This window comes from Thermosynechococcus sp. PKX82 (assembly GCF_031583255.1).
Taxonomy (GTDB): domain Bacteria; phylum Cyanobacteriota; class Cyanobacteriia; order Thermosynechococcales; family Thermosynechococcaceae; genus Thermosynechococcus.
This window is the reverse complement of sequence record NZ_CP134169.1, coordinates 1369427-1385137: the sequence shown is the minus strand read 5'-3', so window position 1 is coordinate 1385137 and position 15711 is coordinate 1369427. Positions and strand designations below refer to the sequence as shown.

13 protein-coding genes are annotated in these 15711 nt (G+C 53.5%); 4 read left to right on the top strand and 9 right to left on the bottom strand.

The features are described from left to right. Positions 1-9: 9 nt before the first annotated feature. Together RHH53_RS06780 and corA are read right to left on the bottom strand one after the other, a co-directional pair. A complete protein-coding gene (locus RHH53_RS06780) occupies positions 10-912 on the bottom strand; it encodes a Tic22 family protein (protein WP_206199503.1) in 903 nt (300 codons plus the stop codon). Positions 913-1132: 220 nt separating this feature from the next. After that, a complete protein-coding gene (gene corA / locus RHH53_RS06775; protein WP_206199502.1) occupies positions 1133-2323 on the bottom strand; it encodes a magnesium/cobalt transporter CorA in 1191 nt (396 codons plus the stop codon). Positions 2324-2479: 156 nt separating this feature from the next. Here corA and RHH53_RS06770 point away from each other — a divergent pair, with 156 nt between their 5' ends. Further along, positions 2480-3358 carry a 4-hydroxybenzoate solanesyltransferase gene (locus RHH53_RS06770; RefSeq protein WP_286668923.1) on the top strand — a complete coding sequence of 293 codons (879 nt, stop codon included), beginning with the start codon at positions 2480-2482 and terminating at the stop codon, positions 3356-3358. Here the strand turns inward: RHH53_RS06770 and RHH53_RS06765 are convergent. From RHH53_RS06765 to RHH53_RS06750, 4 genes are all read right to left on the bottom strand, one after another. Continuing rightward, positions 3348-4082 (bottom strand): 2-phosphosulfolactate phosphatase family protein, encoded by a 735-nt coding sequence (locus RHH53_RS06765; protein ID WP_310438337.1) that lies wholly within the window; start codon positions 4080-4082, stop codon positions 3348-3350. The genes RHH53_RS06770 and RHH53_RS06765 overlap by 11 nt on opposite strands. 19 nt (positions 4083-4101) lie before the next feature. Further along, complete coding sequence (psb32, locus tag RHH53_RS06760; RefSeq protein ID WP_302677865.1) at positions 4102-4788, bottom strand: photosystem II repair protein Psb32; 687 nt, start codon at positions 4786-4788, stop codon at positions 4102-4104. Between the two features lie 101 nt (positions 4789-4889). Then, positions 4890-5282, bottom strand: coding sequence for a CHAT domain-containing protein (locus RHH53_RS06755; protein ID WP_302677864.1), 393 nt, complete (start codon positions 5280-5282; stop codon positions 4890-4892). Between the two features lie 623 nt (positions 5283-5905). Next, positions 5906-7978, bottom strand: a complete 2073-nt coding sequence (locus RHH53_RS06750; protein ID WP_310743572.1) for a glycosyltransferase — start codon at positions 7976-7978, stop codon at positions 5906-5908. A 160-nt stretch (positions 7979-8138) separates the two neighbouring features. Between RHH53_RS06750 and RHH53_RS06745 the strand changes: the two genes are divergently transcribed. Beyond that, on the top strand, positions 8139-8837 hold the full coding sequence (locus RHH53_RS06745; protein ID WP_310438341.1) for a DUF1997 domain-containing protein: 699 nt from the start codon (positions 8139-8141) through the stop codon (positions 8835-8837). Here the strand turns inward: RHH53_RS06745 and RHH53_RS06740 are convergent. Further along, on the bottom strand, positions 8782-9408 hold the full coding sequence (locus RHH53_RS06740; RefSeq protein WP_310743571.1) for a bifunctional 4-hydroxy-2-oxoglutarate aldolase/2-dehydro-3-deoxy-phosphogluconate aldolase: 627 nt from the start codon (positions 9406-9408) through the stop codon (positions 8782-8784). The genes RHH53_RS06745 and RHH53_RS06740 overlap by 56 nt on opposite strands. Before the next feature lie 103 nt (positions 9409-9511). On the opposite strand from RHH53_RS06740, the gene smpB reads away from it, so the two are divergent. Next, positions 9512-9970 carry an SsrA-binding protein SmpB gene (gene smpB, locus RHH53_RS06735; protein ID WP_206199497.1) on the top strand — a complete coding sequence of 153 codons (459 nt, stop codon included), beginning with the start codon at positions 9512-9514 and terminating at the stop codon, positions 9968-9970. A gap of 2 nt (positions 9971-9972) precedes the next feature. Here the strand turns inward: smpB and RHH53_RS06730 are convergent, their stop codons facing one another. Beyond that, on the bottom strand, positions 9973-10599 hold the full coding sequence (locus tag RHH53_RS06730) for a DUF3747 domain-containing protein (protein WP_206199496.1): 627 nt from the start codon (positions 10597-10599) through the stop codon (positions 9973-9975). Between the two features lie 121 nt (positions 10600-10720). Then, complete coding sequence (smc, locus tag RHH53_RS06725; RefSeq protein ID WP_310744264.1) at positions 10721-14227, bottom strand: chromosome segregation protein SMC; 3507 nt, start codon at positions 14225-14227, stop codon at positions 10721-10723. 113 nt (positions 14228-14340) lie between these two features. On the opposite strand from smc, the gene trxB reads away from it, so the two are divergent. Further along, entirely contained in the window at positions 14341-15702 is a 1362-nt protein-coding gene (gene trxB / locus RHH53_RS06720; RefSeq protein ID WP_310743570.1) for a thioredoxin-disulfide reductase, read from the top strand. Positions 15703-15711 lie beyond the last annotated feature (9 nt).

Here is a 15711-nt window from a genome sequence, read left to right as displayed (position 1 = left end):
GGGTGTGTCTTAGCGGTTGCGGTTTGTGCCTTGACCGCCCCCCTGTTGATTTGGGCGCTGGGGAGACGCGGGTTGATTCGCTTGATTGGGTCGCTGGGCATTATTGCCACCGCTCTGTTGCACGGCAAACTGAATCGCCTCAGGGGTTTGTACCAGTTGAATTTGACCCGCCACAGGATCGTTGGTGCTCAACATGGTTGCCACCAAATTATCCAGCATGACGACGCGAATCCCGGTATCCTTGGCCAGTTCAGGACGCTGCTGGCGGGCTTGATCCACTTCCCGTTGGAGTTGGGTTTTATCAAAGTAAAAGGGAATAAACCGCTGGGTGCGGGTCTGGCCGTTTTCGCGCATTTGGGCTTCAATGGCAATGGGGTTGCCTGTTTTGCTATCTGCTAGGAAAAAGAGGGGGGTACCGCCCATGAACGGCCTACCATCCTTGGTGAGAATTTTGCCATCGCGTTCCACTAGATCGCCACTTTGTTTGAGCAGATTCACCGCTGCTTCCAGTTGTGGTCTGGAGGGGATAATGTCCACACCAATGGCAGGATTTTTTTGGCTTTCGAGGGCAATTTTCACCGCCCCACTGAGAGCGGCTGCCGAGACCCGCGCCACGCGACCCACATCCGGTTGCTGGGTTTTAATGGTGTTCAGGGCAGTTTGGGCATCCTGCTGATTGACAAAGAAGGTAAAAACTTGAATTTTCTTGCTTTGATCTTGGGGATTGGGCATCTCAAAGGTCAGCGGTTCCCCCTTATCATTGGTGATCATAAAAATGGGCACATTGTTGAGGATGCGCAACACTTGTTCTTCGGGCAAGGCAGTGGCAATGTCATAGCGGCTGATGGCGGGTGCTAGCCATAGGCTACTCACTAACCCTGCCAAAACACCCAAGTGTGCCAATCTTTTCATACAGTCTCCTAATTCATGCTTGATTGCAGTCGGTTAACTCTCCCAATCCCATTCTTCACGTGTGGAGAGAGGGGCGATCGCCCTGTAGTACCTAACTCACACCAAAACTTATGCACGTAACAAGTGAGTATTTTTACATATGAAGTACTCCCTTTGCTTTCCCACCCTAAGCCAATTTGACGCAAGGGACAAGGGGCAAGTTTCTAAAGTCGATGGGGAACTAGCGTTCAGTATCTAGGGAGCCTATACTGGTGCTGCTTTGGAACCAGCCCTTGCGCCAGAAAAAGAAAAATAAACTGCCCGCCACGGTAAGCATGACCGCCCAGCAGGCTGGATAGCCCCAATACCACTCCAGTTCAGGCATATTCCAAGGGGAGGTATCGGGATCAAAGTTCATGCCATAGATACCGACAATAAAGGTCAGCGGTATGAAAATGGTCGAAATGATCGTCAGAATTTTCATAATTTCGTTCATTTTATTGCCAACGGAAGAAAGATACACATCCATCAAACTGGCCGCCAGTTCACGGTAGGTTTCCACCATATCTAGCACTTGAATGGCATGGTCATAGCAATCTCGTAGGTAGATGCGCACTTCCTCGGAGAGAAGGGGGCTGGGATCGCGAATCATGGCATTGATGGCATCCCGTTGTGGCCAAATGGCACGGCGCAGCGCCAGTAATTCGCGGCGCACTTGGTGGACTTCTTCGAGAATGGCGCGACTAGGACGGGTAACTACGGCATCTTCTAATTCCTCAATGCGCTCGCCGTAGTCTTCTAGAACCGGGTAGAAGCCATCAATAATGGCATCCAAAAGGGCATAGGCTAAATAATCGGGGCCATAGCGACGAATGATGCCGCGACTGGTGCGAATCCGCTGCCGAACCATGTCAAAACAATCCCGTTCGGGTTCTTCTTGTACTGTGAGCAAGAAATGCGGCCCCAAGACAAAGCTCACTTGTTCAGTATAAAAGCCGTGTTCATTTTCCTTGGGGGTGACCATGCGGGTAATCAGCACAAGGTAATCGTCATGATCCTCAACTTTGGGGCGCTGGGGGACATTGACAATATCTTCAAGGACAATGGGGTGCAGGTGAAAAACTTGGCCAAGTCGCCGCATCACGTCTTCATCGCCAATCCCTTGAACATCTATCCAACTGACGGAGGGACTGCTGAGGTAGGGGCCACATTCTTCCGGCGTTTCTAAAACGCGACGGCTGGCCTGATCCGGCTGATAGTCAATGAGAATAATTGTCGGCGGTGGCGCATCGGCCTCAATACTGAGGGTACCGGGCATGGCGCCGGGTTCATCAAAGAAGTAATCTTCGAGATAGTTATCTTCTTCCTCGGCGGGGGGTGTGGGGTCTGGCGGGGCAGCACTACGGAAAAAGTGAAAGGGTTTTCTGGCCATAAAAGGGGAAATCGACAGAGTGCAAACGGGCTAACTAGAAACCTAGGGCAAATGGGGCGGCAACGTCCCAAAATCGCCTGAAAAGTTAAGATTTTTAAGTGTAGTGGCATTCACGGTGGGAGCGGTGTGGTGAATTCTCAAGTTTCGAGAACCTCAGTGCCAACTTGGGTGGCCATTGCCCAACTGTTGCGGTGGCATAAGCCTGCGGGTCGTTTGATTCTCCTCATTCCGGCGCTGTGGTCCTTAACTTTGGCGAGTGAGGGCTTGCCGTCGTTGCAGTTGCTGCTGATTATCACGGTGGGGGCGATCGCCACCAGTGCGGCGGGCTGCATTGTCAATGACTGCTGGGACCGCAATATTGACCCCCATGTGCAGCGGACTCAAAACCGCCCCCTAGCCAGTCGCCGCCTTTCCCTCAGTGTGGCCTTGGGCTTGATGGTGATTGCCTTCCTCTGTGCTTGGGGATTGACGTTTTACCTCACTCCCTTGGGGTATTGGCTGGCGGTGGCCGCAGTGCCGGTGATTCTGCTCTATCCCTTGGCGAAGCGAGTCTTTCCCATTCCGCAACTCGTTTTGGCAGTGGCTTGGGGGTTTGCTGTCCTCATTCCTTGGGCAGCGGTACAGGGACGCTTAACCTTGACCACCGCGTGGTTGTGGGCGGCAGTGGTGATGTGGACATTGGCCTTTGATACGGTGTATGCCATGCCCGATCGCCCCGACGATCGCCGACTGGGGGTAAATTCCAGTGCCTTATTTTTCGGTGCCTATGCGCCCTTGGCGATCGCGCTATTTTATGGGCTGACGGTGGTGTTCCTGATCATTGTTGGCTGGAGTGCGGGACTCACTTGGCGATTTTGGCTGGCCTTGGCCGTGACCACCTACTTTTGGCTGCGGCAATCTCTACAAATTTATACCCACGAACGCCGTGACACCCAAACCACAACGCTCCCCATTCAGACCTATGGTCGTTACTTCAATGAAAATGTCTGGTTGGGCTTTTTGCTCTGGGTGGGGATGTGGTGCCCTAGGCCTTAGTCAAGAGCTTGGGGGAAACCTGCCACGGCACAATGGCCAGAATATCCACTTGGGCACAATATTTGAGATCGGCTTCATTGCCAAGGTTGAGCAGGCGCTGCCCGTGGCTGGAATGGTGAAAGAGGGTCAATAGATCATCTTGGTAGTAGCGGTACAAAGCAGTGGCAGCAATAGTTTCGTCATTACCCGCAAGGGCTTCGAGGGGGGCATCCTGCTGACCCCAGAGGTAATGAATCAGCGCGCCAGCACAGACGGTATCTTCGAGGGAATAGCTACCTTCCCAGCCCGAACCAACAATCCAGATGGTTTCCGGTTGATGTTTTTGGACAAACTCGGCAACGGCAGCACGGTTGACAAGGGCGGCGGCAAGAACGAGGGGACTGGCTTGAATTCGCTCAAGGGAACGGGTGCCATTGGTGGTGCTCATAAAGAGGCGACATCCTTTTACCCGCTCTGGCAAGCATTCAGCAGGAGAGTTGCCCATGTCAAAGCCAGCAACTTTTTTCCCACCCCGTTCACCAACGCGAATCCGCTTGGCTGCCGGCCACTGCTGACTCACTTGTTCTAGCTCTGCTAGATCACTAAAGACTTGAACGGCTTCTGCGCCAGCCGCAAGAGCAGTGGCGATCGTAGTGGTTGCCCGCAGGACATCAACAGCAATGGCACAGTCGGGTTGCCAGTCGGCTGGTACACGCTCTGGTGTGTGGTAGGTATAGATTTTCATAAATGGAAGGGGAGCTTGGCTACGATGATCCTTGATACATAAAGTATGTCACCATTGGGATCACTGTAGCGGCGATTAGCAGGGCAACGACGATAATTGTGGCGGAGCGATCGTCGGTTTCCTCTTTGCTCTTGTAGGTTTTCTCGACAACCACTTCGCGTACTACGGGCGGGCCTGGATCCGGTTCGCCTTTGAGGACTTTCGCAAGACGATCGACGGTGTCAAGGACTGATTGATTGTAGTTGCCATCCCGTAGGGGCACCCGCATCGTTTCTTGGACAATACTTTCGGCAGTTTCAGGATTCAAGCGTTCGGCCACGGCCTCGCCATAGTGAATCGCTGTGCCATTGGTAACGGTATCGAGGGCAATGATCACCTGATTGGCTTGGGACTCAGGATCGGGAAACCACTGGTTAAAGAGGTCATCCACAAAGCTCTGGGGGGTTTCACCATAGTCGAGGCGGTGCAGTGTAACTACATGAACATTGATGCCCGCTGCCTCGGAGAGGTCTTGGAGCGATCGCCCGACACTGCCTTGGGTGACGGCACTAAGCACATTACCTTCATCAACGACCCCGGCCGCTGTTTCCGGCAAAGGGATATCGATCGCGCTGGTTGCCCAGACGGGGGTGACCCACAACGTACTAGCGAGTAGTGCCAGCAAAAGATAGCGAATGCCGTTTTTCCAAGCCACTTGCCAATCCATCTGTGCTTAATCCTGTATCTCTCAATGCAATTTTCTCAGATGTTGCTTGCAAAAATAAATTTTCTTCTAACAAATCTTAAAACGATGGCCAGAAAATTGCTTTACCAAGGAGCGCCCACGAGTGTAAAGCCTGCCCAAAAATAAGGTGCTTGGAATCTTGAATATCTCAGAAGGTGTAATTGAGCCTTTTGCAGAGCAGCAACTTTACTAGCAGTGTGGTGCAGATGGCCATAGAAGTGTTCCATGAGTTCTAGGGTACCCGCATCACTCACTTGCCAGAGGCTAGCGACGGCACTTTTGGCACCCGATTGAAGGGCAAGACCCGCAAAGCCTAACTCCGCGCGATCGTCTCCCAGAGCGGTTTGACAGGCACTCAAAACCAGCAGTTCGAGAGGGGGTTGCTCTAGATTAAGTTGGGGGAGGTTTTGCAGCGTGACTGTTTCACTGCCCCACAGTTGAATAAAGGACTCTTGGGCTTGACCGGGGCGAAACAAGGCATGGGTAGCCAGATGAACGATGCCATCAGATCAGCTTGCGACACTGCTGGCACAGTCAGCAACAGTGGCTCTCCCTGTAGAGAGGTAACTAAGAGCTTAATCTCGTTGGCCGTTGGTGCCAAGTGCAAAAGAGCTGTGTGCCAACCCGTACGCTTGGACATTTGCCTGAGAATGCGCTGAATGGCAGAGGGATTGAGTCGCCGACTAGTAAATTGATTTTGAAAATAAACTTCATATTCCCGTTGCCAAGTGGCCTCGCGACCTGTGAGAAATTCCCCTGCACCAGCGGGTAAGGCACTTTGAGCAATGGACTGAAGAGACAGCACCAACACCAGAGCAATACAGATTCGGAGGAGGTATCGGTGCATCTTTAGTGTTCCAAGAAAGTGTTGTCGCTCTAGCCAAGCTATATCTTAGCCAATGCACCATTCAAGTGTTTTTTTCAGAGGAGAGACAGTGACTGCCAATGCAGAATTCAACACTGGACGATAGACATTGAGCCAGCGAGTAATGGTGGACTCGTTGCGATGGAGCAACTAGGCAATTTGTGGACGGCTTTTGGATGGATAGTCCCCTCGTTTAAGACCTATAAGCTTAATGTTACAAAGAGCTAGCAAAAATCATTTTTCCTTGGCATAGCTGTAGGCTCGATGCCACGCTTTTGCCTGACTAGGGCGGGTGATCCGCATCCAGTGACGACTCAGGGGAGGCGAGATGAGAGTGTGCAGAAGCAGCCACAGGGTTTGTAATTCACTGGGGGCTTTTTGCCATTGCCAACGGTTGGGTTCACAAAAAAGTAAGGTGACCAATTGGCGGTATTGAGCCAAGGTCAGGGGGTCAAAGTAAATCTCTAGGGTCGTTGGATTGGGCATATCAACAACTTGGCCGCTGAGGTCAATGCCTGCCTCCAAAAGCCGACAGGTGAGGGGTACACCCATTGCGGAGGGGGGGAGGGGTTGATGCAGATGCACGATCGCCCCCCCTTCAGAAAGGCGAATTGTCGTGCCCCACAGGGCAGTGGTTTGATCCCAAGCGAGATGGAGTTCAACGGTTTGCTGGACATTGAGCCAATCATAGGGATCGGGGCGGGGGCGTTCGATGAGGCTGTAGAGGGCAAGGGCGAGAATTACCAGATTGTAGAGGTTCCAGACCCAAGCCAATAGTAGCCCCTTGGTGTGTAATGCCTGCCAATTTAATACAGCAGCCGCCACAGAGAGAAGAAAAAGCACGAGGAGCGGTGCCGCTAGGTGCCACTGAAAATGGTAGCGATCGCGATAACTCCCCTTGGGAGTCACCCAAAAGCCGCGACCAAAGGGACGCAACAACGTGTCAATCACTGTCAATGTCAACGGCACACATTGAAGAACCGCATAAATATCAGATACCAAGGCAGAGCGACTTTGACCATTGAGCCAGCGGAATGTACTCAACAGCAGCCAGTAGTAGGGCACAAAATAGTAGAGCCACTGCCGCAGGGTGGTTTCAAGGGGGACGACACCCCAAAAGGCGGCAATCAAGGGCAACAGCAGCAACAGCAAACGCATGGGACTGTGAAACCATTGCGTGATCCCCTCTAGGTGGGCAAGGCGCTGAAGCCCAGTGAGATTGGGTACCCGCAGTGGACTTGCCACAATGAATAATCCTTGGAGGGTGCCCCGTGCCCAGCGTTGACGTTGACGAATATGCGCCGTCATGTCCTCTGCACACAAGCCTGCACTGAGACTTTCATTCAGGTAAATCAACCGATGACCTGCTGCCGCCAATTGAATTCCTGTGTAGTAGTCCTCGCTGAGGGATTCAGTAACAAAGCCGCCAATGGCCTCGAGGGCCGATCGCCGCACCATAAAGGAACTGCCGTAGCACAGCGCTGTTTCAATGCCATCCCGCAGGACTTGATAGTGACGGGAAAAAATTTCCACCTCTGGGGGCAGATGCGCCTCTAGGCCGAGGTTACGGGCAATGGGATCGGGATTGTAAAAGCTCTGGTAGGTTTGGACAAGGCCGATATCAGGGGTCTGAAAAAAGCCCACAGTGCGGGTGAGAAAATTTCGAGTGGGAACAAAGTCAGCATCAAAGACCGCAATCAGTTCACCCTTGGTCTGCGTAAGGGCATGGTTCAGGTTGCCCGCTTTGGCATGGCGATTGTCTGGACGGCTGAGGTACTCACAGCCCAGTTCACAGGCCAATTCCCGTAGGGCAGGGCGACGGGTATCGTCAAGAACATAGATACGTTTGTGGGGATAGTCGAGGGCTTGGCAGCCAACAATCGTGCGTCGCAAAATCGTCAGGGGTTCATTGTAGGTCGGAATAAAAATATCCACCCAAGGCTGATAGTGGCCACTTTTGACCGCAAGGGCAGCAGCATCGGCTTCAGGACGACGATTTTTGATGTGCAAGAGGAGGTAGAGTTGCAGGCCATAGCCCGCCATCATAAAACCTTCAATCGCCAGTAGGAGTAGGCTAAAGGTGGCCTCTAGGGGAGTGCGTAGATTGAGGGTAGCCAGCGATCGCCACAGCAGATAATGCAGCATCACGGCCATTAAACTGCCAACGACAATGACCCGCGCCCACTGCTGCTGCACTTTCCCCCAGCGCAAAACAATACTGCTGAGAAGCACGATCAAGCACAATGGCCAAAAAATCCACGGCTTGTCCAAGTGTTCAATGGCGAGCCAAGGAGGGACAGGGGGCATCGCTGGAGCCTCAAGCAACTGAATAGTAATGTAACGAAATGTAAACCAACCATTGGACAGGGACAATATTTCCAAGGTTCCCCGCAGTAGCGATCGATCGCCCCCAGCCGTATGTCAGGATCAAAATCACCAAATGCTGATCTAATGCTGATCTAATACTATGACCGATGCCCAAGAGGGGACAAAGCTACCCCCCTTTATTTTTCACAACCAATTCCAAGGCTGGATGGAAGTCTATGCGCCCGTTCAACGCTACGAGACCTATTTGAACAATCACCAAGAATGGTTTCACCGCTGCGCCCATCCCATGAAAACAGAACCTGTGGGCAAGCATGGCTACATTCTCACCATTGGCCGCTATGGTTCCCATGGCTATGAAGTGGAACCCAAAATTGGACTGCACCTACTGCCCCAAGAGCAGGGGGTCTATCGCATTGAAACAATTCCTGTGCCCGAACAGCCGTTTTTGAACTATGAGGTGAATTTTCAAGCGGCCATGGCCTTGGTACCGATGCGAGCCACCCCTGAGACGGATAGCGACCTGTTGGCGCTGAATGTCATTGATTACACGCGGGTCAATTGGGAACTGGATTTGCGGGTGGAAATGTACTTTCCGCGGTTTATCTACCGTTTGCCCCATGGCCTGATTCAAGGGACAGGCAATCGCGTCTTGGCTCAAATTGTCCGCCAAGTGTCCTACCGCCTCACGGCAAAGGTGCAGGATGATTTCCACAAAACCATTGGCCTCGATTTGGGCAAACGCTGGCGCCGCAAACGATTCCATGCTGAGCGGGTGCGCACCCTTACCCCTGCGTCAGTGCCTGATACGCCTGACGAGCCTGGTTCACCTGCTGCTTGAGCATTGTGACATCCGTACCCAGTTGACTGCCCATAGCGATGGCGATCGCCCCTGCTTTCCAGAGGGGTACCACATCCCCCCAACCAATACCGCCACAGGGAATGAGGGGAATCTCGCCAAACAAGGGTCGCAAGGCGCGTAAATAGCTCGCCCCCCCCACCGCCATCACTGGAAAAACCTTCACTGCCGTTGCCCCCGCCCGCCACGCTTGGAGAATTTCCGTTGGCGTTAATGCCCCCAAAATCAGAGGACAATTGGCCGCCTTTGCGAGGGGCACCACCTCTAGGGCTGTATGGGGGGTCACTAAAAATTGTGCGCCAGCAGCGATCGCTCCTTTAACCATTTCTGGGTTTTGCAGGCTCGCAGCGCCAATGGTGCAGTGGGGAGCGTTTTGACGGAGTTGTTGCAAGACGCCAGCAGCATCGGGGGTTGTCCAAGTCACCTCTAGGCAGGTGAAGCCCGCTTGGATACAGACTTGAGCGTGGGCGATCGCTGCAGTAGGATGAGCAGCACGCACCACTGCAATCAAAGGCAGGCCTTGCAAAAACGCTAACTGCTGCGGCTTGGGCATAGCGTCATAACCATTGAGCAGGGGGGTGGGAGGGCAGTGATAAGATGAAAACTCCGCCTACCCCTAAACTACGGTATATTGGCAATACCCTTGTGAGTCTCAAATGGGTGATAGCGTTAAAGTCCTGAGTGAAAATCGCCAAGCGCGCTTCCAATACGAAATTCTGGAAACCTATGAATGTGGTCTCGTGTTACTTGGCACTGAGGTCAAATCCATTCGGGCTGGCAAGGTGAATTTACGGGATGGCTTTGCCCGCATCCGCAATGGTGAAGTTTGGTTGATGAATGTGCACATTTCGCCCCATGAGAGCACTAACCAATCCTACAACCATGACCCCCTGCGCGATCGCAAGCTCCTTCTCCACAAACAGGAAATTCGCAAGCTAGTGGGCAAGGTGGAACAAAAGGGGCTAACCCTTGTGCCCCTGAAGCTTTACCTAAAAAATGGGCGGGTCAAGGTTTCCCTAGGGCTAGCCCGTGGTAAGAAGCTCCACGACAAACGCCAAGACCTCAAGCAGCGCCAAGATAAACGGGAGATGGAGCGGGCAATGAAGCAGCGGTAAACCTAGCTTTGGGGAGTGGGTATGGGATCAATGTTGGTTTCCGTGCCGATGGGCGTTGCAGGGGCAGGGATACTCCCGGTTGCTGCTTCCCAAGAGTCATTGGTGAAATACACATGACCCAGCACTTGCCCCTCATAGGTGCGCCGCGTTAGCCGCCAAGTGGGTTCCAGATGAAACTTGAGAAATTGCCCTTCCTGCATACCGTGGGTGCGGCCAATGACCATACGCGGGCCACCGCGATTGCTACTGCCAACAAGGAGTAACTCGCCATCCCCCTGTTCAATGCGCAGACCATACTGCAACCCTAAATCCTGTTGCGCCACCCGAATCGAGTAGCCATTGCTATCCGTAGCCCGCCCACAAATGCCCGTAAAGTCAAACGTCGTCAACAGTGGGTCAATCACCACGGGGTTGCTGCCCGACTCACTCCAGCAGGGACGAGTATCCTTAATTTGCTCCACCACTAAGAGGCGATAGCCACCGCGGGCAAGGGGCACAGCCATCACCACATAGCGGCTTTGATCCACTTCCGTTTGTGTAAACATATTGGCTTGGGCAGGTCGAGGGGCAATTGTTCCCAAACAGGCCACCGTCAGTAAGCTCAGGCCAAATTTTTGCCAGTATTTCATAGGGACACTCCTCAGCAGAACTTCGAGGTTTTGACAGTTAAATGGATTCTACTGTTCCTCTACGATCCACGCCGATCAACTATCGAAAATCTAGGAATTATTTTTCAGCCACCGTTAGGCATCAATGGTGAGCGGTCAAATCGAGGCCAATCACTTGGGTATGTTGACCCCGCGCTTGGGTGACGCCAATCGTGCGCTGAGCCGCTTCAATCATTGGTCGCCGCAGACTGACAACAATAAACTGTGCCTCTTGGCTCTGCTGCTGAATCATTTTGGCAAGGCGCTCAACATTGGCACCATCGAGAAACATATCCACCTCATCAAAGGCATAGAAGGGGGAAGGGCGATAGCGTTGTAGGGCAAAGATAAAACTGAGGGCCGTGAGGGATTTTTCTCCCCCCGACATTGAGGCCAAGCGTTGTACGGGTTTCCCCTTGGGATGTGCCACCAGATTCAGACCCCCGGCAAAGGGATCCTCAGGACTTTCCAGTTGCAGATAGCCATCACCCTCGGAGAGGGTGGCAAAAATGGTTTGGAAGTTGGCATTGACGGCATCAAAAGCTTCACGGAAGGACTGCTGACGCAGGGTGGTGAAGTTCTCAATCCGCAGTAGGATCTCCGTGCGCTCCGCTTCTAGAACGGCGAGCTTCTCCTGTAGCTCATTAAGCCGCCCTTGTGTCTCCTCAAATTCCTGAATCGCCAACATATTGACGGGTTCCATGGCACGCAGCTGTTTTTCGAGGGCTTGGCACTGCTGTTGAATGTCGCTGAGGGAGAGATTGGCGGGCACTTCCGGCCATGGCTGGGGTAAAGGGGGTGCCTCGATGGTGCTGAATTCCTGAAGTTGGGCTTGCAGCGTGGTGAGGGTGTCGCTGGCTTTTTGGTATTGCCATTCCAGTTGTTGGTAGTCCTTTTGCTGCTGTCGTAGTTGGTAGTCTTGGCGATCGCGATCGCCCTTGAGGTGGCCAAGGCGGGCGTCCAATTCCCTCAAGGCAGTTTGCGTGCTTTGAGTTTGCGTCGCTAAGTCCCCAAGCATCTGATCGAGGGCTTGCTGCTGACAAAGCGTCTCCTGTTGGGCTTGGTGCAGTCGCTGAATCTCCTGTTCTGTTTGTTTTAGGTCTCGTGCTAGTTGCTCGAGTTGACGGTGGCGATCGCCCAAGGCTTGATCCACCGCTTGCAGGGCGGCCACATGGTCGGCGTGAATTTTTTCCTGTGCCTGAAGCTGTTCCTGAAGCTGCTGCCACTGCTGATGGCTGGGATTGGCTTCAAGGGCATTGAGGGCAAGGCGTTCGGCGGCGAGTTCTGCTTCGAGTTCAGGAAGACGAGCCTCTAGGTGCGCGAGTTCAGTCTCTGCGGCGGTTAACTCTTGGCTAAGGTGCTGCTGTTGGCGCGCTAAGTCTGCTTGCTGGCGGTTGAGGTGCTGCTGTTGCTGCTGAAGTTGCTCCCATTGCCGCTGGCGATCGCGATGGCTTTGGCGGGCGTCACTCAGGGCTTGGCTCAGCTCATTCACTCTCCCCTGTTTTTGCGTGCGCTCTTGAATGAGGCGATCTAAGAGGCGTTCCAGTTCCCCAAGGCGATCGCGCAGTTGTTGGACTTCTGCCGATTCTTGGGGGGTGGCCCCCTGACCAAAACGGAGGGTATTTGTGCGACTATAGCTACCCCCGGTCATTGCCCCTGAGGGTTCTAGCAAGTCTCCCTCTAGGGTGACCATCCGATATTGCCCTAGGTAGGGTCGCGCCGCCTCAAGGCTCTCAAAGACCAGCGTACTGCCAAACACGTAGGCAAAAATGGGGGCATATTGCGGCTCAAAGGTCACAAGATTCAAGGCATAGTCAATACAGCCTGCCAAGGAGATAAGGGGTAGGGTCTTGGGACGTGCCATCTTGTTCAGGGGCAAAAATGTCGCTCTACCAGCCCGTTCCCGCTTCAGGATGGCGATCGCTGCTGCCGCCACACTGTCATCCGCCACAACGATATTGCCTAGGCGTGCCCCGGCCGCAATTTCCAAGGCCAGTTGATAGCGGGGTTCCACTTGACCGAGCTGTGCCACCAGCCCAAACACGCCGGGGAGATCAGCACTTAAAATGAGCCGCGCCGCAAAACTCCCTTGGCTTTCCTGAACCGCCTGTTGCCGTGCTTCCAGTTGATCCAGTTCTCGCTGCTTTTGGCGCTGTTCTCGCTCAAGGCGTTGATAGGTTTCTTCTGTTAAGCTCAATTGTTGCTGAGCTGTGGCCAGTTGTTGGGCGAGGTTTTGTAGTTGCTGCTCCTCTTGTTGGACTGCTGCTGCAGCTTTTGTGAGCGCGTCTTGCAATTCCAATTGTTGAGCTTCTAAACTGGTGGCCGCTTGGTGCAATTCCCCCTGCCGTTGCCGCAATTGTTGCGATCGCTCCTGAAGGCGAGAGAGTTCACTGCGACTCGGTTCCAGTTCGTGGATCAGGGCATCAATCCGCTGCCGTCGCCGACTGTGCTCCTGAAACCAAGCTTGGGCTGCCGTATTCAACTCCTGAGCTTGCTGCCGTAGGGCGTCGAGGGTGGCTTGGCTGGTGGCAACCGCTGTCACTAAGGGGGGGCGATCGCCCTGTTGCTGTTCTAACTCTTGAGTAAGTTGCTGTTGCTGCAACCGTTGACTGTGGTACTGGGCTTGCCGTTGCTGGAGTTGTTCTGCCAACTGTGCCTGCTGCTGTTGGTAGGCTGTTTGCTGGCGTTGACACTGCCGCTGTTGGGCGTGGAGATCCGCCAACGCTGCTTGCAGGCGGAGGTACGTTTCTTCGCCGAGGGCTTTCACCTGTTGATTGAGTTGTTCTAGCGTAACCGTTGCCGCTGCCATCTCCCGTGCCTTTTGTTGCAGTTGCTCTTGGCGTTGGGCTTGTTCTTTTTGTAGCGTCTGAATCTGTGTTTGTAGTTGCACCTTTTGCGCTTCCTGGGCTTGCCATTGGCGCACCAACAGCCATTGCTCTCGCTCTTGCAGTTCTAGCCGTAGGGCTTGATATTTTTCCGCTTGCAGGCGATCCCGTTGCAGGCGATCGCGCTGTTGAATCAATTCCTGCTCAACAATGCGAAAGCGTTCTTCGCGCTCCTTGACTGTATCTAATTTTTCGCGAGCTTGGGCAATCTTGCGGTCAAAATCCGCCACCCCCGCCAATTCGTCAATAATTTCCCGCCGTGCCTTGGCATTCATAGAAATGATACTGGTGACGTCCCCCTGCAAGACCACGTTATACCCTTGGGGATAAATACAAAATGCCTGCAACTGGTCGTGCAGTTCATTCAGCGTGCAGGGTTGATCATTCACCGCGTAGGTCGAGGTATAGGTGCCCTGCTTGGTTACCCGCAGTCGCCGCGTCACGCGCCATTCCGTTTCAGCATCTAGTGCAAAGGTCACCGTGACTCGCGTTTCGACCACACTATGGCCACGCCGCGTTTGGCTATGGTTCACCAAATCTGGCAATCGTTCTGCCCGCATCCCCTTAGACCCCGCAAGGCCAAGGGCAAACAGCAACGCATCCAAGAGGTTCGACTTCCCTGAGCCATTGGGGCCTGAAATGACCGTAAACCCCGGCAGCAGCGGAATCACGGTTGTGCCGCCAAAGGACTTAAAATTCGTGAGTTCTAACTGCTTGATATACACAGCCAAGGAGCGTGCCTAACCGTTTCATTATGCCCAAAGATGCTTCCCTTGTTTGCCACGGAAAATCAAGCTAAAATCAAATAACTCATAGTCGTTTCGAGTTTGTTTTAGCCATGACACCGCCACGGATTGAAAACGTTGTCATTATTGGTTCTGGCCCTGCGGGCTACACAGCAGCCATCTATGCCGCTCGCGCCAACCTCAAGCCCTTTATGTTTGAAGGCTATCAAATTGGGGGGCTGCCGGGGGGACAACTCATGACCACCACCGAAGTGGAAAACTTTCCCGGCTTTCCGGAAGGCATTCAAGGGCCGCAACTGATGGCACGGATGAAGGCGCAAGCAGAGCGCTGGGGCACAGAAATGGTCACTGAAGATGTGATTCAGGTGGATTTTAGTCAACGCCCCTTTCTCATTAGCTCAGCAGAGCGGCAGGTCTATGCCCACAGCGTCATTATCTGTACGGGTGCCACGGCCAAACGACTCCATCTCCCCGGCGAAGAGCAGTATTGGACTAAGGGGGTCTCCGCCTGTGCCATTTGTGATGGGGCAACGCCAATTTTCAAGGATGTCGAGTTGGCGGTGATTGGCGGCGGTGATAGTGCGGCGGAGGAAGCAGTCTATCTCACTAAATATGGCTCCCACGTCCATCTTCTTGTGCGTAGTGACAAAATGCGCGCTAGTAAGGCGATGCAGGATCGCGTGTTTGCCAATCCTAAAATTACGGTTCACTGGCAAACTGAAGCACGGGAAATCCTTGGCGATGGCAATTTAATGACGGGTCTGCGGATTATTAACAAAGCCACGGGGGAAGAATCTGTGCTGCCGGTGCGCGGGCTATTCTACGCCATTGGTCACACCCCCAATACGCAACTGTTCAAAGATTTTCTGGAATTGGATAGTGTGGGCTATATCGTCACCCACCACGGGACACAAACGAATGTGGCAGGGGTCTTTGCCGCAGGGGATGTTCAAGACCATGAATACCGCCAAGCAGTAACAGCGGCAGGCAGTGGCTGTATGGCCGCCCTTGATGCGGAACGCTGGCTCTCGGCGCGGGGTTTGATTCAGGAGTTTCACCAAACGGAAACCGAAACCAAACCCGCAGAAACGACGAAACCTACGACCTCCCCAGAACAGGCGTTTGATCCCAAGGCCATTAAGCATCGGGGTAGCTATGCCTTGCGCAAGCTTTTCCACGAGAGCGATCGCCTGCTGCTGGTGAAATATGTCTCGCCCACCTGTGGCCCGTGCCACACCCTCAAGCCGATTTTGGATCGCCTAGTCGAGGAGTTCGATGGCAGGGTGCAGCTGATTGAAATTGACATTACTGAAGATAGCGCGATCGCCGAGCAAGCAGGGGTTACCAGTACACCCACGATTCAACTCTTCAAGAACAAAGAACTCCTAGAGGTGATGGTGGGCATGAAACCCAAGAGTCAGTACCGCGAGACCATCCAACGCTACCTTGCTTAGGCTCTAGCT